Source organism: Streptomyces sp. NPDC058000 (assembly GCF_042886435.1).
In the GTDB taxonomy this organism is placed as follows: domain Bacteria; phylum Actinomycetota; class Actinomycetes; order Streptomycetales; family Streptomycetaceae; genus Streptomyces.
Genome location: NZ_JBHVQS010000003.1, coordinates 174,078 through 192,999 on the forward strand (window position 1 = coordinate 174,078; position 18,922 = coordinate 192,999).

The 18,922-nt window shown below is 73.7% G+C and carries 17 protein-coding genes; 10 read left to right on the top strand and 7 right to left on the bottom strand.

Features of this window, described 5'->3' with window-relative positions; genetic code table 11:
• Positions 1-84 precede the first annotated feature (84 nt).
• From ACFVT2_RS05595 to ACFVT2_RS05605, 3 genes are all read right to left on the bottom strand, one after another.
• Positions 85-954 (bottom strand): ABC transporter permease, encoded by an 870-nt coding sequence (locus ACFVT2_RS05595; RefSeq protein ID WP_390012536.1) that lies wholly within the window; start codon positions 952-954, stop codon positions 85-87.
• Positions 951-1,847, bottom strand: a complete 897-nt coding sequence (locus ACFVT2_RS05600) for an ABC transporter permease (protein WP_390012733.1) — start codon at positions 1,845-1,847, stop codon at positions 951-953. Before ACFVT2_RS05600 ends, ACFVT2_RS05595 begins: the two co-directional genes overlap by 4 nt.
• A gap of 158 nt (positions 1,848-2,005) precedes the next feature.
• A complete protein-coding gene (locus ACFVT2_RS05605; RefSeq protein WP_390012538.1) occupies positions 2,006-3,559 on the bottom strand; it encodes an ABC transporter substrate-binding protein in 1,554 nt (517 codons plus the stop codon).
• 268 nt (positions 3,560-3,827) lie between these two features.
• Here ACFVT2_RS05605 and ACFVT2_RS05610 point away from each other — a divergent pair, with 268 nt between their 5' ends.
• From ACFVT2_RS05610 to ACFVT2_RS05630, 5 genes are read left to right on the top strand one after another with little or no spacing between them, the layout of a single operon-like run.
• A complete protein-coding gene (locus ACFVT2_RS05610; protein WP_390012540.1) occupies positions 3,828-4,880 on the top strand; it encodes a TauD/TfdA family dioxygenase in 1,053 nt (350 codons plus the stop codon).
• Positions 4,877-5,890 (top strand): ornithine cyclodeaminase family protein, encoded by a 1,014-nt coding sequence (locus ACFVT2_RS05615; RefSeq protein ID WP_390012542.1) that lies wholly within the window; start codon positions 4,877-4,879, stop codon positions 5,888-5,890. The genes ACFVT2_RS05610 and ACFVT2_RS05615 overlap by 4 nt, the downstream gene beginning before the upstream one ends.
• The gene (locus tag ACFVT2_RS05620) at positions 5,881-7,260 is read left to right on the top strand and encodes a Y4yA family PLP-dependent enzyme (protein ID WP_390012544.1); all 1,380 of its coding nucleotides are present in this window, start codon (positions 5,881-5,883) and stop codon (positions 7,258-7,260) included. Before ACFVT2_RS05615 ends, ACFVT2_RS05620 begins: the two co-directional genes overlap by 10 nt.
• Before the next feature lie 33 nt (positions 7,261-7,293).
• Positions 7,294-8,319 carry a cysteine synthase family protein gene (locus tag ACFVT2_RS05625; protein ID WP_390012546.1) on the top strand — a complete coding sequence of 342 codons (1,026 nt, stop codon included), beginning with the start codon at positions 7,294-7,296 and terminating at the stop codon, positions 8,317-8,319.
• A gap of 6 nt (positions 8,320-8,325) precedes the next feature.
• Complete coding sequence (locus ACFVT2_RS05630) at positions 8,326-9,741, top strand: MATE family efflux transporter (RefSeq protein ID WP_390012548.1); 1,416 nt, start codon at positions 8,326-8,328, stop codon at positions 9,739-9,741.
• Positions 9,742-9,792: 51 nt separating this feature from the next.
• Here ACFVT2_RS05630 and ACFVT2_RS05635 read toward each other — a convergent pair whose 3' ends face one another.
• Entirely contained in the window at positions 9,793-10,680 is an 888-nt protein-coding gene (locus ACFVT2_RS05635) for a phenylalanine 4-monooxygenase (protein WP_390012550.1), read from the bottom strand.
• A 282-nt stretch (positions 10,681-10,962) separates the two neighbouring features.
• Here ACFVT2_RS05635 and ACFVT2_RS05640 point away from each other — a divergent pair, with 282 nt between their 5' ends.
• Positions 10,963-12,048, top strand: coding sequence for a sugar ABC transporter substrate-binding protein (locus ACFVT2_RS05640; RefSeq protein ID WP_390012551.1), 1,086 nt, complete (start codon positions 10,963-10,965; stop codon positions 12,046-12,048).
• A gap of 238 nt (positions 12,049-12,286) precedes the next feature.
• On the opposite strand, the gene ACFVT2_RS05645 is transcribed toward ACFVT2_RS05640, so the two are convergent.
• Entirely contained in the window at positions 12,287-12,769 is a 483-nt protein-coding gene (locus ACFVT2_RS05645; protein ID WP_390012553.1) for an Lrp/AsnC family transcriptional regulator, read from the bottom strand.
• Positions 12,770-13,068: 299 nt separating this feature from the next.
• On the opposite strand from ACFVT2_RS05645, the gene ACFVT2_RS05650 reads away from it, so the two are divergent.
• The 4 genes from ACFVT2_RS05650 to ACFVT2_RS05665 all read left to right on the top strand — a co-directional run bounded on the left by ACFVT2_RS05650 (position 13,069) and on the right by ACFVT2_RS05665 (position 17,217).
• Positions 13,069-13,527: a DUF6624 domain-containing protein gene (locus ACFVT2_RS05650; RefSeq protein WP_390012735.1), complete on the top strand. Its 459-nt coding sequence runs from the start codon at positions 13,069-13,071 to the stop codon at positions 13,525-13,527.
• Positions 13,528-13,627: 100 nt separating this feature from the next.
• Positions 13,628-14,155 carry a GNAT family N-acetyltransferase gene (locus tag ACFVT2_RS05655; RefSeq protein WP_390012555.1) on the top strand — a complete coding sequence of 176 codons (528 nt, stop codon included), beginning with the start codon at positions 13,628-13,630 and terminating at the stop codon, positions 14,153-14,155.
• A gap of 282 nt (positions 14,156-14,437) precedes the next feature.
• Positions 14,438-15,940 carry an FUSC family protein gene (locus tag ACFVT2_RS05660; RefSeq protein ID WP_390012737.1) on the top strand — a complete coding sequence of 501 codons (1,503 nt, stop codon included), beginning with the start codon at positions 14,438-14,440 and terminating at the stop codon, positions 15,938-15,940.
• Between the two features lie 185 nt (positions 15,941-16,125).
• A complete protein-coding gene (locus tag ACFVT2_RS05665; RefSeq protein ID WP_390012558.1) occupies positions 16,126-17,217 on the top strand; it encodes a lactonase family protein in 1,092 nt (363 codons plus the stop codon).
• Positions 17,218-17,253: 36 nt separating this feature from the next.
• Here ACFVT2_RS05665 and ACFVT2_RS05670 read toward each other — a convergent pair whose 3' ends face one another.
• On the bottom strand, positions 17,254-17,607 hold the full coding sequence (locus tag ACFVT2_RS05670) for a nuclear transport factor 2 family protein (RefSeq protein WP_390012560.1): 354 nt from the start codon (positions 17,605-17,607) through the stop codon (positions 17,254-17,256).
• A gap of 348 nt (positions 17,608-17,955) precedes the next feature.
• The gene (locus tag ACFVT2_RS05675; protein ID WP_390012562.1) at positions 17,956-18,903 is read right to left on the bottom strand and encodes a sirohydrochlorin chelatase; all 948 of its coding nucleotides are present in this window, start codon (positions 18,901-18,903) and stop codon (positions 17,956-17,958) included.
• Positions 18,904-18,922: the final 19 nt, after the last annotated feature.

An 18,922-nucleotide genomic window follows, 5' to 3' on the forward strand; every position in this document is an offset into this window, starting at 1 on the left:
TGCGCGCGCACGGCAGAGTCGTACGCCCGCCGCCCGCCGCGTCACGGAGCCCGCCCCACCCCCCGCTCAGCGTCCGCCCCCCGCTCAGCGTCCGCTCACCGCCCGGCGTCCGCTCACCGTCCGGCGTCCGGCCGTCGGTGCCACCGTGTCCGCGGCCAGGTTCACGCTGATGGCCAGCAGGCCGATGGCGAGGGCCGGGGCGACCACCGCCCAGGGGTTGAGCAGGATGCCGGAGGCGTTCTCGCGGATCATCAACGCCCAGTCCGCGGTGGGTGGTTGGGGCCCGAGCTGGAGGAATCCGGCCATCGAGATGACGTACACCGCCTCGACGAAGCGCAGCCCGAACAGGGCCAGGACGGTGGCCCGCAGATTGGGCAGGATCTCCCGCAGCGCCAGGTGGCACAGGCCCTCGCCACCGGCGGCGGCCGCCTCGACGAAGCCGGCGGCGGCGAGCGGCGCGGCGGCGCTGGCGACGATCCGCACCGCGTACGGCGTACCGAGGGCGATCGCCGCGACCGTCACCGAGGGCCGTCCGCCGCCCGGCCAGGCCAGTGACAGCAGCATGATGCCCAGGACCGGCGGCAGGAGGATCGCGACGTCGGCGACCGCCTCGATCTCCCGGCCCACCGCGGGCCTGAGCGCGGCGAGGCACCCCAGCAGGGTGGCCAGTGCGGTGACCACCAGCGCGACGATCAGGGCGCTGCCGATCAGGGCGCTGCCGCCGTGCAGCAGCCGGCTGAGGACGTCCCGGCCCAACTGGTCGCCGCCGAGCGGCGCGCCGTCGCCGGGCGGCGCGTACGGGGCGGTGACCGGCTGGTCGGCGGCGTGCGGCGCGAGCAGTGGGCCGAGCAGGGCGAGGACGGTCAGCAGCAGTGCGGGCGCCACCCGCGGCAGGGCGCGGGGCCGCCGAAGTCGGGCGCGGGCCGGTGCGGTCGGGGCGGCGGTGGCGTTCATGGCCGGTCTCCCAGGGCGCGGTACCGGATCAGGTCGGCGAGGAACAGCACCAGGCTGACCGCGGCACCGGCGCAGGCCACCACACCGGCGATGACGGGGGTGTCGCGGTCGGCGACGGCGCCGGCCAGCACCGTGCCGATTCCCGGGTAGTTGAAGAGTGTTTCGACCACGACGGCGCCGCCCAGCAGCATGCCGGTGGAGGTGGCGGCGCCGGTGGCGATGGTGGGCAGGGCGCCCGGCAGGGCGTGTCGTAGCAGCACCTGGCGGCGGGGGAGGCCGTCGAGGCGGGCCGCGGTGACGTGCGGGGCACGCTCCTGGTCGGCCAGGGCGGCCCGCACGATCCGGGTGTTCCAGCCGGTCTGCGGGACGGCCAGGGCCAGTACGGGCATCACCAGCATCGTCCAGTCGGCGGGGGAGCCGTCTCCGCCGGTGAGGGTGACCGCGGGCAGCCAGCCCGTCCACAGGGACAGCACGAGCAACAGGCCGACGGCGACGATGAATTCGGGCAGTGCGAAGGTGGCGGTGGAGCCGAGTCCGATCGCCCGGTCCAGCCGTCCTCCGGGCCGGGCCGCCGCCCAGCAGCCGAGCGCCAGTGCCGCGACCATCGTCAGAACGAAGGCGGTGCCACCCAGCAGCAGGGTGTTGGGGAAGGGCGCGGCGAGCAGGTCGGTCACCTTCTCCCCGCGGGCGGAGGTGCCCAGGTTGCCGGTGGGCAGCCCGGTCATCCAGTCCTGGAAGCGCTCCCACACCGGCCGGTCCAGGCCCAGCAGATGGCGGCGGGCGGCGACCCCGGCGGCGCCTTCGCCGCGCTCGGAGGTGGCCGATGCGGCGTCGCCGGGCAGCAGTTGTACGGCGGCGAACACCACGGCCAGCAGGACGGCGAGCATCAGCATCCGCTTCGCGAGCAGTGCGCCGATCCGGGCGGCGGTCCGGGCGGCGGTCCGCCCGGCGCCGGTGCTCCAGGGAGTGTCGGGTCGGGTGTCGGTCCGGGTGTCGGGCCGAGTGGTGGGCCGAGTGGTGGGCCGGGCGATGGGGCCGCCGGGCGGGGCGCTCACTGCGCCAGCCAGACGTGTTCCAGTTGCACCCGCCCGTAGCCGGGGAGCTTGGGCAGGTTGCGGACCTTGCGGGCCGCCAGGTCGATGCCGTCGGCCATGCCCCACAGGAGGTAGCCCGACCGGTCGTGCTCGATCTGCTGGAGGTCGCGCAGGGCGTGGCCGCGTTGTGCGGCGTCGGCGGTGCCCAGGACCTTGCTGCACGCGGCGTCGAACCGCGGGTCGGACCAGTCGGCCTCGTTCTGTCCGGCGCCGGTGGTCATGGTCTTGGAGGCGAAGAAGACCACCGAGTCGTTGGTGCCCCAGTAGGTGGTGTAGAGGTCGCCCTTGAGCCAGGTCCTGGCGTAGAAGGTCCCGGACTCCTGCCGGGTGACCTTGATCGCGAGGCCGGCCTCGCGGGCCTGGGCGGCGAAGAGGGTGGCGGATTCGGCGAGTCCGGCCATGTCCTCGGTGGTGACCAGCTCGTAGGTCCTCGACAGGTCGAAGTGCGCCTCGTGCAGGAGTTGCCTGGCCCGCGCGAGGTCGCGGTGGCGCTGCGGGATGTCCTCGGCGTAGTCGGGGTCGCCGGTGCCGAGGACGTCGTTGGCGACGGTGCCGTAGCCGGAGAGCACCTGCTTGACCATGGCTTCGCGGTCGACGATCAGCCTGACCGCCTCGCGGACCTTCGGGTCGGCGAACGGGCCGTCGGCGGTGCGCATCACGATCGGCATCGCCATGTCGTTGGGGCGGCGGACGACCTGGATGTCCTGCCGGCCGGCGGCGGTGCGGGCGGCCACCGCACCGGCGTTGGAGGCGACGTCGAGCTGCCCGGCGAGCATGGCGTTGGCCATGGCCTGCGGGCTCTCGAACATGGTGACTTCGATGGCGTCGAGGTGGACGTCACCGCCGTGCCAGTGGGGGTTGCGGACCAGGCGGGCGTTGCCGCCGCGGTACCAGTCGAGCGTGAACGGGCCGGTGCCGGGGGCCTTGGCCAGGTCCTTCTCGGGGGTGTCCTTCTTGAGGACGAAGGTGGTCAGGCGGGTGAGCAGCGGCAGTTCGGCGTTGGGGTGGTCGGAGACGAGGACGACGGTGTCCTTGCCGTCGGCGGTGATGCGGGGTGCCTGGACGCCGGGGAGGCGGGCGGCGCCGGCCGGGGTGTTGCGCAGCCGGCGCAGCGACCAGACGGCGTCGTCGGCGGTGACGGGCGTGCCGTCGTGGAACGTCGCGCCCTTGGCGAGCGTGAACCGCCAGGTCTTGAGGTCCTTGGAAGAGCGCCAGGACGTCGCCAGCCGGCCCACGGTGTTGTCCTTGAGGCCGGGCGTGGTGAGGGTGTCGTAGACCAGCGCGATGATGAGGTAGTCGCTCTCGTTGCCCTGGGTGCCGTGCGGGTCGCGGGTGAGGGCCGAGGCCCGGCCGAGGGCGCCGATGCGGAGGGTGCCGCCCTTGCGGGGCGGGCCGTCGGGCCCGCCGCCGTCGGGGGCCGCGCCCGTCCCGCCACCACAGGCGGCCAGGAGCGCGGCCGCGCCCATGCCGCCGCCGGCCCAGAGCAGTTGACGCCTGTTCAGGTTCACCATCGCGCCCTCGTTCCAGCGGTGCCGGAGGCGGATCCCCGTACGGCGGACCCACATTGACTAAGGTTTGCCTACCCTAATCTCGGGTACTTGCGCAAGGGCTCGCGCAGCCTCACGACTATTACGAACTAAGGTTTGCCTAACCCAACTTCCCTGTGTAATTTCGGCGGCACCCGCTCACCGCGACCGGCCTCCCCATCGGGCCCAACTCCCGTGTCGAGACGTCGAGTCGGGGTGCACCTCCGCCTCCAACGGAACGGATGGCCTCGCCATGAGCACGGGAGCCGCCCCCGTACGCCTGCTCGACGACGCATCGCTGACCGAACTGGGCCGCGCGGCCGAGGAGATCCTCACCGCCGTCGGTACCGCCGCCACCCCGCCCCACCTGCCCGCCGCCGTGGCGAAAGCGGCGAAAGTGGCGAAAACGGCCACCGCGCTCAGCGCGTCGATCCGCCACGCCTGCCGCCCCGTCGACACCGACGACGGCCTGTTCGTCCTGCGCGGCCTGCCCGTCGACGACACCGGAATCGGCCCCACGCCCGGCAGTTGGGCCACCGCCGGCGACCGCGCCGCCCGCGCCGCCCGCCACGAGATCGTGCTGCTGCTGCTCGCCACCGTCATGGGCAACCCGATCGCCTGGGAAGGCCAGCAGGACGGCCGCTTCGTGCACGACATCGTCCCCTCGCCCGGCCACGAACAGGCCCAGACCGGCGCCAGCAGCAGCGTCCTGCTCAGCCCGCACACCGAGGACGCCTTCCACCCCGGCCGCGCCCACCTGCTGATGCTCGGCTGCCTGCGCAACCACGACGCCATCGCCACCACCGCCGCCAGCATCCGCAAGGTCCGGCTCGGCGACGCGGACCTGGCCACCCTCTCCCGCCCCGAGGTCCCGATCCTCCCCGACGACGCCTACACCGAGGCCCGGGGCTTCGACGGCCGCCCGCCGAAGGTCCCCACCATCTGGCAGTCCGCGGACGGCCCCACCCTCCGCTTCGACCCCGCCTACACCCCCCTCGACGAGGCCACCCCCGCATACCGGGCCGCCTACCGCCGCCTGTCGGACCAACTCGCCGCCGTCTCCACCGCGGTCACCCTGGAACCCGGCGAGGTCCTGGTCGTCGACAACGACCTCGTCGTCCACGGCCGGGTTCCCTTCCAGGCCCGCTACGACGGCACCGACCGCTGGCTCAAGCGCGCCTCCGTACGCGTCCCCGGCCGCCGCACCCGCCCGCCCGCCGAGGCCACCGAGCACGGCTACGGGCAGGAGGCCATCGAGGCGCACACCGCAGACGAGACCGACAGCCCGCCCTGGAGGACCTCGTGACCGACCGCCGCACCCCCGTCGGGGACACACCCGGCCGCACCCTGTGCGCCCTGTCCACCAGTGACCTCGCCGGTATCGACATCGCCCTCACCGACGTCGTCGACACCGTCGAGCAGGCGTACCGCACCCTGGCCGCCGGCCGGTCCGACAACCCCCGCAAACTCACCGTCAAGCCCGCCGACGGGCACTCCGTCGCCTACGCGATGCTCGGCCGGGACGGCTCCCGCGACGTCGTCGCCGTCAAGACCTCCTACAAGCACGGCCTCGACAAGGACCGTGGGGACCAGCACTACTACACCGCGCTGACCCTCTACGACGATGTCACCGGACTGCCCCTCGCCATGATGGACTGCGGCCGCATCGGCGCCCTGCGCACCCCGGCCGTCTCCGCCCTGCTGGCCCGCTCCTGCGCCCGGCCCGGAGCCCGCACCGCCCTCGTCATCGGCACCGGCACCCAGGGCCGGCTGGCCCTGCCGTTCCTGCTGACCACGCTCCCGGACCTGGACCGGCTGCTCCTGGCGGGCACCCACCCGGACGGCATCGCCGCGGTCCGCGCGGAACTGCACCGCCACTTCCCCGACCGCACACTGGAACGCGTCACCGACCTGCGGGCGGCCGCCACCGACGCCGACGTCATCGTCGCCACCGCGGGCGGCCACACCCGCGCCGCCGTCGAGGCCGACTGGCTCGCCCCGGGCGCGCTGGCCGTCCTCGTCGGGCACGGCCTCGCCCCCTCGACCCTGCACCGCGCCGACCGGGTGATCGCCACCAGCGAGGCCCAGATGCGGGTCACCGGAACCGACATGGCCGACGCCGACGGCCACTTCCCGCCCGTGGACGCCGAGTTGCCGCAGATCGTCGCCGGTGCCGCGGACGGCCGCCGCACCCCGGACGAGCGGATCTTCGGCTACAACAGCGGACTGGTCGTCACCGACATCGCCCTCGGCCACCGGTTCGCCCAACTCGCCCTCGCCCAGGGCCGGGGAACCCAGGTGCCGCTGTGGCAGTGACCGAGGTCCGCACCCCGTCCCTGCCCGCGCTCCCGGACCCCGCCACCGACGCCGTCCTCGACAGCGGACTGCTGCCCGAACTGTCGTACGCCTTCGGCGGGCCCTTCCACTTCCTGCTCCCCGACCGCTTCGACGCCAACGCCGCCGCCTTCCGCACGGCACTGGCCGAGGCCGGCGTGGACGGCCGGATCCACTACGCCAAGAAGGCCAACAAGGCCGCCGTCTGGATCGAACGCTGCGCCGCCACCGGCATCGGCGTCGACGTCGCCAGCCTCGGCGAACTGCGCGAGGCGCTCGGCAACGGTGTCCGCGGCGAACGGATCGTGGTCACCGGCCCCGCCAAGAGCGACGACCTGCTGCGGGTCGCGGCGCTCCAGGCGTGCCTGATCGCCGTCGACTCCCTCGACGAACTGGCCCGGCTTCTGCACCGTGCCCCGCACGGCGCCCCCCGCGCGCCCCGCATCCTGCTGCGGCTGCTGCCTCCGGCGCAGGCCGGCAGCCGGTTCGGCATGACCGGCGCCGAACTGGACACCGCCCTCGCCCGCTGCGTCGAGGCCGGCGACGCGATCCGGATGGAGGGCTTCAGCTTCCACCTCGCCGGCTACGCCGTACAGCCGCGCGCCGCGCTCGCCGCCCACCTCATCGACCGCTGCCTGGCCGCCCGCACCATGGGCCTCCAGGCCGACCGCATCAGCATCGGCGGCGGCTTCGCCGTCGACTACTGCGCCCCCGCCGACTGGTACGCCTTCCTCGCCGCCCAGCAGCCGGGTCACTACCACGCGGACAAGACCTTCGACACCGCCGACTTCTACCCGTACCACTCACCGGTCGCCGGGGCCGACGCGCTGCGCGCCGTCCTCACCACCACCGGCGACGGACCCCACACCCTCGCCGACCGACTGCGGGACACCGGCACCGTCCTGCTCCTGGAACCCGGGCGCGCGCTGCTGGACCGCGCCGGCGCCTCCGTCTTCCGCGTCCAGGGCGTCAAGGACCGCGCCGGATACGGCATCGTGACCGTGGACGGCACCAGCCTGAGCCTGTCCGAACAGTGGTTCAACAGCGAGTACCTGCCGCAGCCGGTCCTGGTCGGCCCGGACGGCCGGGCGACCGGCGACGCGGCATCCCCCGCCTACCCTGCCTGCGTCGGCGGGGCGACCTGCCTGGACGCGGACCTGCTCACCTGGCGCAAGATCCCCTTCCCTCGCCGGCCCACACCGGGTGACCTGCTGGTCTACCCCAACACGGCCGGCTACCAGATGGACTCCAACGAATCCCCCTTCCACGAACTGCCGTTGCCCCCCAAGGTCGTCCTCGACCGCACGGACGGGCGCCCGCGCTGGCGGCTGGACCGCCACCCCGCCCCCTGACCCGACCGGCCACCCGCCCCAGGAGTCCCGCCCGTGAACGAGGCACTGCACCGCCCCGCCGTGGTCTCCCGCGTGTCCGAACTCATCGGCCACACCCCGCTCCTCGAACTGTGCCGCACCGAGAACGGCAGCCGGCTGCTGCTCAAACTGGAGATGTTCAACCCCACCGGCTCCGCCAAGATCCGGATGGCCCGGCAGATGGTCCTGGACGCCGAGGCCCGCGGCGAACTCCGCCCCGGCGGCCGGATCGTCGAGTCCACCTCCGGCAACACCGGTCTCGGCCTCGCCGTCGTCGCCGCCGAACGCGGCTACACCTTCACCGCCGTCGTCGACCACCACGCCTGCGCCGACAAGCTCCGCGCCATGCGCGCCCTGGGCACCGAACTCGTCTACGTCAGCGACGACGACACCGAAGAGCTGGCCACCGCCGCCCGCGAGGAACGGGCCGAGGAACTGGCCCGCGGACAGGACAACACCCACTTCACCGAACAGCACAACAACCCCAGCAACGGCGTCGGCTACTTCCCCGTCGCCCACGAGCTGCACCAGGCGCTCGACGGCCGGATCGACCTGCTCATCGCGGCCGTCGGCACCGGCGGCGCACTCTGCGGCACCACCCGCGAACTCCGCACCCTCATACCGGACATCACCACCATCGGCGTGGAACCCAAGGGCTCCATCGCCTTCGGCGGACCCGCCCACGACTACTACCAGTCCGGCACCGGCACCCCCGAAGGCGCGGAGATCGGCGCCCTGGTGGACTTCTCGCTCATCGACGAGGGCGTCAAGGTCGGCGACGTCGAAGCCTTCGCCACCGCCCGAGCGGTGGCCCGCACCGGCCTGCTCATCGGCGGCTCCGCGGGCGGCGTGGTGCACGAGGCGCTGACCCGACTCCCCTCGCTGCCGCCCGGGACGACCATGGTCGCCCTGATCAACGACGGTGGGGAGAAATACCTGGACACCGTCTTCGACGACGCATGGCTGGCCGCCCGCGGCCTCCTCGCCCCCGACGTCGAGCGGGAGATCGACGAACGCCTCGGCAAACTCCGCAGGAATTGACGGCCCATGCCCCTCATGTCCGCCACGCAGTTGACCACCCTCCTCCGCGACAGCCGGGCGCTGGCCGCCCTGGCCGTACCGCTCGTCCTCACCCAGCTCGCCCAGGTGGCCCTGACCACCACCGACACGGTGATGATGGGCTTCCTCGGCACCGCGGACCTGGCCGCCGGCGGACTCGCCCTCGTCCTCTTCAACCAGCTGCGCACCATGGGCGTCGGCCTGGTCACCTCCGTCGGCAACCGGATCGCCGCCGCCGCGGCCCGCGAGGAGGACGACGCCGGGCGCGGCACGGCCGCCGACGTGGCCGGTGTCCGGGACACCGTCCGGGCCGGCATGGCCGTCGCCACCCTCGCCGGACTGGTCGGCGCGGTCCTGATGGTCCTCATCGGCCAGGCGCTCACCTGGTTCGGTCAGGACGCCGCGATCGCCGACCGGGTCCGGCCGATGCTCGCCGCGCTCGCACCCGGACTGCTGCCCTGCCTGTGGTTCCAGACGATCCGCCAGTTCACCGTCGGCATGCGCCGCCCCCAGGCACTGCTCCGCATCACCCTCGCCTCGGTGGCCCTCAACGCCGGCCTCAACTGGGCTCTGGTCCACGGCACATGGGGCCTGCCCAAGCTCGGCCTGCCCGGTATCGGCGTCGCCACCTCCGTCGTCCACCTGCTGTCGTTCCTGGCCCTGTACACCGCCGCCCGGCGGGACGCGGTCCTCGCCCCGCGGCTCGGCCTCGACATCACCAAGGCCGACGCCGCCACCGTGCGCACCCTGGCCGGCCTGGGCATCCCGATCGCCGCCACCTACGGCTCCGAGGCCGGCTTCTTCTCCGTCACCGCCCTGATGGCCGGCAGCTTCGGCAGCGCCGCGCTCGCCGCGCACACCGCCGTCAACCAGCTCGTCTACATCGTCTTCCAGGTCGCCGTCGGGCTCTCCCACGCCGCGTCCATCAACGTCAGCCGGGAACTCGCCCTGGGCCGCACCGACACCGCCCGGCGCCTGAAGAACACCGCCCTGGCCTGCGCCGCCGCGGTCATGGCGGTGGTCGCGGTGATCTACCTCGCGCTGCCGGACCTGGTCCTGCGCGCGTTCTTCGACCCGGCCGCGGCCGGCGACCGGGACGCCGTCGCCCTCGCCACCCAACTCCTGTTCGTCATCGCCGTCCTACAGTTCTTCGACTGCGCGCAGAACATCGGCGTCGGCCTGCTCCGCGGCCTCGACGACACCAGGAGCGGCTTCCGGATCACCCTCATCGGCTACTGGCTGGTCGGCCTGCCCGCCGCCTGGACGCTCGGCTACGCCGCCGGCCTGCACACCCTGGGCATCTGGCTCGGCCTGCTCGCCGGACTCGCCACCACCGCCCTCCTCCTGCTGCGCCGGTACGGCACCGCCCTACGGATGCGCGCCGCCGTCGCCCGACAGGCGTGAGCGTGACGACCGGGCCCAGGGTGTGACCGGTGGATCAGGGTCGGACAGGCCCTACCCCCGGTCGCGGGGGAGCGCCGGCAGCCCCAGCCGATTCCCGGTGTCATCGTCGAATTCCGTGCAGAACGCACCGAGCGTGTCCTCAAGATGGGAGAAAGAGCGCGCCGCGAATAAAACGGGCTGATAGCTGGAAATGCGGTAGTAGGTACTGGCTGTCGCAGACATGTCCAGTTCGCGGACTTCCCGACCCTCGTGCGCGGCGATCTCCCCGTACGACGACAGCAGCGCCGCGCCGAACGCCTTGACGGCCCCGGATTCGGTGATCAGCCCGAATTCGAGGGTGTACCAATACACCCGGCTCAGGATGTCCAGCGCCTCCGCGGTCCGGACCCGGTTCGCGGCCCGGCCGATCACCCGGTACAGCTCGGCGATGCGCGGCGACGACAGGTGGATCCCGTGCCCGAACACGTCGTGCAGCACATCGGGTTCGGGGGTGTACAGCGGCACAGCCGGATGGCGTACGAACTGCACCGCGTGGAAGTAGCCGTGCTCCATCGCCCCCAGGAACCGCTCGTTGGGCACCACCCCGCCGGCCAAGGTGAGCGCGAATCCGGAACGGGCCCGCAGCCCGGGCGTGACGTCCGCGTGCTGCGGGACCCGCTCGGCGGGGATGTCCGCGTCCGCACCGGCCTCCAGCGCCGCCCGGCAGGCGTGCGCCCGGTGCGCCGGGGCCAGCGCGTCGTGCACCGTCCGCCAGGTCCGGTGCTCCTCCTCGGTGTACTCGACGCCGGGATACGGCGCTCCCACCGGGTGGTTGGCGGCGCGGGCGGCCAGGGCGTCGCGGCGCCGCCGGTAGTCCTGGTCGCTGCGCCCGGGGTGTTCGTTCGCGCGGCCCAGCCGCCCCTCGGCGGAGACGGGGGTCTGTTTCCGTACCGTGCTCATGGCTCTGAATCTGCCCCACGGCCGAGGGAAGATCACTTGGCGTAGCGGCCGGTGCGCGGTCCGCCGCGACCCGATCCGTGCGCGCCGCCCGTCCGTCGAGCGCCGCGCCCGCGCCGCCTTCGGTCTCTCAACGCATGACTCCCTTTTGTATCGTTATTGCTTCGTTTCTTGACGATCCGGGCTTCAGTGACGTTCACTCAGCCCTTCATGGGCCGAGTCAGGGCGGCCCCTGTGGAGGTACTTTTCATGAGGCCGATGAAGGCAATGGGCGCAGTGAATGTGATGAATGCAACAATACGTCGCCGCGTCATCGTCAGTGCGCTGACACTTTCCCTCGCCGCACCCTTGGCGGCCTGCGGAAGTGATCATCAGGCAGCGCCCGAAGGGAAGGACCATATTGGCCTCCTCCTTCCCGAGAGCAAATCCACGCGGTACGAGAAATTCGATCACCGCATCATTTCCCGGAGAATCGCGGCGCTCTGCCTCGAATGCACGGTGGACTACGGGAACGCCGAGTCCAGCGCCGAGACCCAGCGCACCCAGTTCGAGGCCATGGTGAACAAGGGCGTCAAGGTCATCGTCCTCGACCCGGTCGACGCTCGGGCGGCCAGGAGCTGGGTGGACTCCGCCGCACGTCAGGGCGTACAAGTCGTCGCCTACGACCGGCTCGCCGAGGGCGACGTCAAGGCGTACGTCTCCTACGACAACGAGAAGATCGGCCGCCTCCAGGGCGAGGGAATTCTCACCGCGCTCGGCTCCCGGGCCGCCACCGCCAACGTCGTCATGTTCAACGGTTCCCCGGACGACCCGAATGCCCCGTCCTTCAAGAAGGGCGCGCATGCCGCCCTCGACGGCAAGGTCCGCAAAATCGTCGACGAGAAGGACATCCCCGAATGGTCCGAGGCGACCGCGAAGAAGGAGATGACCGACGTCATCAACTCCCGTGGTCCACAGGGCTTCGGCGCGGTCTACTCGGCGAATGACGGGATGGCCGGCGGTATCGCCGATGCGCTGAAGTCGGCCGGTGTGAAGAATGTTCCGGTCGGCGGCCAGGACGCCGAACTTCCCGCATTGCAAAGGTTGTTGAACGGCACTCAGGCGTTCACCATTTACAAGGAGGTGCGGCCGGAGGCGGAGACCGCCGCGGAGATCGCCTTCCGTCTGCTGCGCGGGCAGAGCATCACCTCGCTCACCTCCACCACCGCCGACAGCAAGAGCAAGTCCGGCATCCCCGCCAAGCTCTTCAAGGCCACCATGGTCACCAAGGAGAACCTCAAGGACACCGTCGTCAGCGACGGAGTGGTCCGCACCGACTGGCTGTGCACCCCGGCCGTCGCCGCGGAGTGCGCGTCCCTCGGCCTGAAGTGACGCGCCCCGGGGCCGGCCGGCGCACCTCGCACCAGGCCGGCCCCGGGCCCACCGCGATCACCCCGACCGATCCGCCCACCCGATCCCCGCGCACGCCGTCCGGCGCCAACTCCCGCTGACCGCTCCCGCATCTCCGGGAACACCGCCGTACCCACCCGCGTCAGCTCCGGAGGGCGCGATGGGTCCCGGCCGGCAACTCCGCGACCGGCGCGCGCCGCCGCCGTCCCGCCCGGATCCCTCAGCCCGCGGGCCCGGCCGCGCCGCCCACGGCCTCGACCAGCGGCAGCATCCGGTGCGGCACCCGCTCGCGCAGCACCACCTCCGTGCGCGTACGGACCACCCCCGGCAGGCTGATCAGCCGCTGGATCACGTCCTCCAGGTGTGCCGGGTCCCGGGCGACCACCCGCGTCAGCAGGTCCCCGCCGCCGGTCGTGGAGAACGCCTCGATGATCTGCGGCACCTCGGCCAGCGCGGCGGCGACCTCCTCCAGATGCCCCTGCGTCACCTCGATGTGCACGAAGGCCAGCACCGGGTGGTCCAGCGCGGCGGGCGAGAGCCACGGACCGTAGGCGGTGATCACCCCGTCCCGCTCCAGGCGGTCCAGCCGGGCCTGCACCGTCCCGCGGGCGACCCCCAGCACCCGGGCGTACTCCCGCACGCTCGTCCGCGGCTGCTCCAGCAGCAACCGGAGGATCTTCGCATCCAGCGCGTCCACGGCCATCGGCCCACGGCCTCCTCACGGTCGGCGGGTTGGTCGGCGGGGTGCCGAGCACGGTCGGAGCGTTCCGGAGGCAGATCCATTATCCCGCCGCGGCGCCCCTCCCGTCACCGTACCCAAGCACGATCTTCCGTGCCGATTCGCCCCTTTAGCGTGGAGGCAGCCGACCCGACGCAGGGTCACCACCACCGTCTGGAGCACGGATGACGCACGGCACGCACGAGCGCAGCACCGACCACGGCGACCGGGGCCACCACGGCGCCGACGACGACCTCGCCGCGGTGGCGGCCGAACTCGTCGCCATGGCCGCCGCGGACAACCAGGCCGCACCCCGCGCCAACAGCGGCGACTTCGCCGACCAGTTGGCCTGGCGCCGGCTGACCGCCCGGCACGCCGACCGGCTCACCGAGATCATCGACGCCCACGGCTGGCCCACCGCGGACCGTTTCGGCACGGACGCCGCCCGCGGCGCCTGGCTGGTGGCCCAGCACGCCGACCGCCAACTGGAGGTGCAGCGGCGCGCCCTGCGCCTGATGGAACGCGCCGTCGCGGACGGCCTGGCGAGCCCCCGCGAACTGGCCTTCCTCACGGACCGCACGCTCGTCAACGACGGGCACGAGCAGATCTACGGCACCCAGATCGCCGGGGTCCGGGACGGCGCGCCCGTACCGTGGCCGTGCCGGGACCCGGAGCGGATGGACCAGCGGCGGGCCGAGGTGGGCATCCCGCCGTTCGACGAGTACGTCGCCCAGTTCGCCTGAGCATCGTCCGACGCCCCGCCCGAGGGCTCACCTCGCCCGCTCCGCCTCAGGTGCCGCCCGGACTGGTCCCCCGGCCGTCCGGTGGATCATGATGCACGGCATGACCGACCTCCCCGCGCAGCTCACCGCGGTGCGCCTCGACGACTTCACCGGCGACCACCTGACCGAGATCCTCGGCGACGGCCCCGACCCCTTCGGCGTCGCCGCCGCCGGCCTGACCTGGCTGCCCAAGGAAGAACACTTCGGCATCCGGCTCGACGGCCGCCTGGTGGCGCACGCCGGTCTGCGCCGGCTGCCGATCGAGCTGGGCGGGACGGAGACCTCGGTGATCGGCGTCGGCGGGGTGGCCGTGGCCTTGGACGTACGCGGCCGGGGGCTGGCCCGGCGGGTGGTGGCGGCCGCGCTGGACCACGCCCGCACCATGGGACCGCGGCACGGCCTGCTCTTCTGCCGCCCGGTGCTGGTCCCCCTCTACGCACGGCTCGGCTGGCGGGAGGTCCTGGCGGAGGTGCAGGTCGAGCAGCCCGCCGGACCCGTGGTCATGCCGCTGCGCACCCTGTGGACGCCCCTGCACGACGGCGCCGCCTGGCCGTCCGGCCCGGTGCGGCTGCGCTCCCTCCCCATGTGAGGTCCCCCAGGTGAGGTGTGCCCGAGGCGGCCCCGCCGCCCGGGCACCCCGCCCCGGCTGGTCCGTTGGCCCGCTACTGGCGCACCGAAACGCCTCTTCACCATGCCAATGGACCAGTCATTTCGTCATCCCTTGAGCCACCTGGTGGCTTGATGGTCTGATGTCCTCGTCAATGGCGCTGCGGAATCCGCGGCGCCTTTTTCATGGGCTGTTTCCCGCCCCCGCCCGCACCGGCCGGCGCGGGCGAAGAACAACAACGAAGGGGAGGCCGTGCTGAAGAGGATGTTCGTGGCTCCGGACCCAGGACGGATGCGGCTGCGCAGCGCCGTCCGGGCCGTCCTGGGGATCACGCTGGCGGTGACGGTGTCGGGACTCGTCGCGCAGTCGGTCCTCGCGGCCGTCGCCGGCGGGCTCGCCGCACTGCTCGCGCTCTTCACGGTCGGCGACCCCACGGTGCGCGGCCAGGCCGTCAGCACCACCCTGCTGCCCGTCGCCGGCCTCCCCGTACTCGCCGCGGCCACCGCGCTCCACGGCCACCCACTGCTGCGCGACGCCGCGTTCCTCGCCGTCGTGGGCGTCGGGGTGTACGCCCGCCGCTGGGGCCCGCGCGGCCACGCGCTGGGGATCTTCGGGTTCATGATGTTCTTCATGGTGCAGTTCCTGCACGCCACCCCGGACCGGCTGCCGGAGCTGTCCGGCGCGGTGGCGCTCGGACTGCTCGCAGCCGCGACCGTCCGCTTCGGCCTCTGGTGCTACGAGCGCCGGCTGCCGCCGCCGGCCGCGGTGGCCCCGCCGGGCGGCCGCGGCCTGGCCCGGATCACCACCCGGCAGGCGGTCCAGGCGACCGCCGCCTGCGGCTTCGCGCTCGCCGCCGGCCAGGTGCTGTCGCACGACCGGTGGTACTGGGCGGTGGTCTCGGCCTGGTGGATCTTCGTCAACACCGCCTCCCGCGGCGACACCCTGATCCGCGGATTCCGGCGGATGCTGGGCACCGTCACCGGCATCGCGGTGGGCCTGCTGATCGCCGTCCCGCTGCACGGCGCCCCGGTCCCCACGGCCGCACTGGTCGCGGTCTGCGTCTTCGGCATCTTCTACACCGCGGCGCCCTCGTACAGCTGGATGATGTTCTTCGTCACCGGCATGGCCGGCCTGCTCTACGGCCTGCTCGGCGTCCTGCACCCCGGGCTGCTGGCGGTGCGGCTGGAGCAGACCGCGGTCGGTGCGCTGGGAGCCGCACTGGCGGTCGCGCTGGTGCTGCCGGTGACCACCCACGCCGCGACCCACGCCTGGATCCAGCGCGCGGTGCACTGCGTACGGGACTGCACCGCGGTCGCCGCCCGCCGGCTCGCCGGGGACGACCAGGCCGACCCGACACCGCACGTCGCCGAGCTGGAGCTGCTGCTGGCCCGCGTGCGGCTGGCCCTGGTACCGCTGCTGCACCCGCTCAACCCGCTGCGGCACCGCAAGGCCCGCGCCCGCCAGGTCGTGGCCTACCTGGACGAGTGCGCCGCACAGGTGCGGGGCCTGGCCGCGGTCGCCGCCGATCCGGCGGCCTCGCACGACGCCCGGCTGACCGCCGCCTGCCAGCGCGTGGAGGCCGTGGTGGGCACGCTGTTCGCCGCCGGGCCCACGGCCGTGGCCGCGCTCGACGGCCCGGCCCCGGCACCGGCCCACCACCCGGGTGCCGAGCGCGCCCTGGCCCATCTGCACGACCTGGAGTCCGCGCTCACCGCGCTCGCCCACCCGGTGCGCAGCTCGCCCCGGGCGCCGTTCGCCGCGTCCTGAGTGCCGGCCGGTGGCCCGCCGGCCGTGCCACCGGCCAGTCCCGGCCACCACCGGCGCCGCCCCCACCCGTCCTGTTAGCGTCGCCCGGACAACGGGACACCGTCCGGGCGGCGGGGCCGCGACGGGCCGGCCGCCACCCCGGCCGGACGGTCCCCGACGGGCAGGCGGACGAAGGGCGACGACCAGTGGCGACGACGGGACCAGCGGGCGAGCGGACCACCGGGGGACCGGCGCACGGCGAGGGCACACGCGCCTACTTCGGCTCCTTCACCACCGCCGGTGGCCACGGCATCACCACCGCGGCCGTCGACCCGGCATCCGGGGCGCTGACCCCGCTGCACTCCACCGACGCCGTCCCCAACCCCTCCTACCTGGTGCCGGACCCCGGCGGCCGTCACCTCTACACCGTCAGCGAGACCCCGCACGGCGCGGCCGCCGCCTTCCGCCTCACCCCCGAAGGGCCCGTCCTGCTCGCCCCCGCCGTCCCGGTGGGCGGCGCCGACCCCACCCACCTCACCCTGACCGCCGGCCACCTGGTCACCGCCAACTACAGCTCCGGCGACGTCAGTACGCTCCCCGTACAGGACGACGGCACCCTCCGCGGCCCGGCGCGGGTCCTCGCCCACCAGGGCAGCGGCCCCCGGACCGACCGCCAGGAGGGCCCGCACGCCCACGCCGTGCGGCCCGACCCCAGCGGCCGGTGGCTGCTCAGCGTCGACCTGGGCACCGACTCGGTCCGGATCTGCACCCTCGACCCCGCGGGCGGCACCCTGACCGTGTGGAACGAGACCCGCCTGCGCCCCGGCAGCGGGCCCCGCCACCTCGCCTTCCACCCGCGCGGCGACCTCGCCTGCGTCATCAACGAACTCGACCCGACCGTGACGCTCTGCCGGTGGGACGCCGACCGGGGCACGCTGACGCCGCTGGGGGAGACCCCGCTGCTCCCCGAAGGGGCGGCGGGCACCGGCCCGACGTTCCCCTCCGCGCTGGTCATCTCCCCGGACGGCCGGTTCGCCTGGGCCGCCCACCGCGGTCACGACAGCATCGCGGTGCTCTCCCTGGACGCCCGGGCCGGGACCGCAGCCCTCGTCACCACCGTGCCGTGCGGCGGCCACTGGCCCCGCGACCTCGCGCTCCACCCCGACGGGCGTCACCTCTACGCCGCCAACGAACGCTCCGGCGACGTCACCTGGTTCACCGTCGACCCGGAGAGCGGGGTCCCCACCCGCGGCGGCTCGGTGCCGGCGCCGGCCGCCTCGTGCGTGGTCCTCGTCTGACGGGGCCGGCGCCCGAGGGGCCGGCCGGCGCGGCCGTCACCCCTGGGGGAAGCGCCCGCCGAAGTACACCTGGGTCTCGGTGAGCTGACCGTCCCGCACCGTCATCACCTCGACGTTGCGGTGGCGTTCACCGGTCATGAGCTCGTACTCGTAGCGGACGAAGACCTGGCCGCCGTCGAACCGGACGGCGTCGAGGACCTCCTGGGAGCGGACCCGGTCCGCGGTCGGGAAGCAGACCTCCAGGAACGCGGCCCGGTCGATGTGGTCGTCCTGCGGACTGGTGAAGACGAACTCCTCGGCGAGCAGCCGCTCCATGGCCGGCCGGTCCTGGGCCAGGTACGCGGCGAAGCAGGCGCGGGCGACGTCCTCGGGGGCGATGGTGTCCGACACGGTGTCCTCCTCCTGAGGGGTGGGGTGGGCCATGACGGTAGACGAGGCACCGGGGCCCGACTCATCGGCCGCGCGGGGACGAAGACGCGGGACGGCGCACGGTGGGGCGCACGGCACCCGCAGAGCGCCCGCACAGGGCCCGCCAGCGCCCCTTCCCGCCCCCAAGGTCCGCGTCGCTCTCCCAGGCCGCCTGACGGGCATCTGCGCCGCTCAGCGGGGGTGCGGGCGGCGCCGGAAGGAAGGCCGGACAGCGCGGAGGGCCGCCCCGCGCGTTCGGCGCGGGACGGCCCTCGGTGAACGGGTGCGACACCGGACATGCTTCCGATGCCGCGCGACTGCGACGCAGGCTTACCGGACGGGTGCCCCCAGGCCCTGGCCCGGCAGGGGGATCCCCATCTTCGCCGCGTAGTTCGAAACCACCAGCCGGCCCACCGCGCCGTACGCGCCGAGCGCCTCGGCCGACGCGCAGCCCGCCTCCGCCGCGGCCGCCCCCAGCAGGCCGTCGGCGAGCTCGGGGCCGATCAGGTACGGGGCCAGTGCCAGCTGGTGCGAGCCGGACGCGCGCAGCTGCTCGGCGGTGCGGGCGATGGCGCCCTCCTCGTCCAGGCCGGCGGCCAGGACCGGCACGGCCAGCCGGGCGGAGAGCAGCATGCCGGTGATCCCGGCGGCCTGCACCGCCTCCTCACCGCCGACGGTGGCGAGGATGATGCCGTCCGCGGCGGTCGCGACGGTGAACAGCCGGGCCCGGTCGGCACGGGCCAGACCGGCCTCGGACAGCCGGACGTGCAGCGCCTCGGCGAGCAGCGGGTGCGGGCCCAGGACGTCGGTCAGTTCGGCGCCGGAAGCGCTGTTCATGATGGCCTGGCGTATCCGGCGCAGCAGGGCGCTGTCCGGGCCGGCCAGCAGCGGGACGACGACCGCGCCGGGGCCGGGGTCGGGCTGGCCGGCCGCGGCCGCCCGGGCCTTCTGCTCGGCGGCGCCCTGCGCCAGCACCGCCTCCAAAGACGGGAACTCCGGGAACTCATGGCCCCCGCCGTCGACGTAGCCGATCCGCGCGTCGAGGCCGGGCAGTTCGGACCGGGCGATGCTGGAGACCTCCTCCGCCAGGCTGCGCGAGGCGGGGGTGGGGATGCCGGGCACGGCCAGCACCAGGGCGGGGGCGCCCTCGGGTGCGGCGAGCGGTTCCGGCTTGCGGTGGCGGCCGGACTGCCGCGTCCGCGGCATGCGTACGGGCAGGCCGGAGGCGTCGGCGTCGATACGGGGCGAGCCAGGTGCGGGCCCAGTGGGGGAACTCATGGCGCCGCATGCTAACGCC

Bases quoted from the DNA above. Each gene is read 5' to 3' on its own strand.
- ACFVT2_RS05630 (WP_390012548.1), top strand. From the start codon at position 8,326: ATGCCCCTCATGTCCGCCACGCAGTTGACCACCCTCCTCCGCGACAGC.
- ACFVT2_RS05650 (WP_390012735.1), top strand. From the start codon at position 13,069: ATGGCCGCCGCGGACAACCAGGCCGCACCCCGCGCCAACAGCGGCGAC.
- ACFVT2_RS05645 (WP_390012553.1), bottom strand. From the start codon at position 12,769: ATGGCCGTGGACGCGCTGGATGCGAAGATCCTCCGGTTGCTGCTGGAG.
- ACFVT2_RS05635 (WP_390012550.1), bottom strand. From the start codon at position 10,680: ATGAGCACGGTACGGAAACAGACCCCCGTCTCCGCCGAGGGGCGGCTG.
- ACFVT2_RS05595 (WP_390012536.1), bottom strand. From the start codon at position 954: ATGAACGCCACCGCCGCCCCGACCGCACCGGCCCGCGCCCGACTTCGG.
- ACFVT2_RS05605 (WP_390012538.1), bottom strand. From the start codon at position 3,559: ATGGTGAACCTGAACAGGCGTCAACTGCTCTGGGCCGGCGGCGGCATG.
- ACFVT2_RS05600 (WP_390012733.1), bottom strand. From the start codon at position 1,847: ATGCTGATGCTCGCCGTCCTGCTGGCCGTGGTGTTCGCCGCCGTACAA.
- ACFVT2_RS05610 (WP_390012540.1), top strand. From the start codon at position 3,828: ATGAGCACGGGAGCCGCCCCCGTACGCCTGCTCGACGACGCATCGCTG.
- ACFVT2_RS05655 (WP_390012555.1), top strand. From the start codon at position 13,628: ATGACCGACCTCCCCGCGCAGCTCACCGCGGTGCGCCTCGACGACTTC.
- ACFVT2_RS05660 (WP_390012737.1), top strand. From the start codon at position 14,438: ATGTTCGTGGCTCCGGACCCAGGACGGATGCGGCTGCGCAGCGCCGTC.
- ACFVT2_RS05640 (WP_390012551.1), top strand. From the start codon at position 10,963: ATGAATGCAACAATACGTCGCCGCGTCATCGTCAGTGCGCTGACACTT.
- ACFVT2_RS05675 (WP_390012562.1), bottom strand. From the start codon at position 18,903: ATGAGTTCCCCCACTGGGCCCGCACCTGGCTCGCCCCGTATCGACGCC.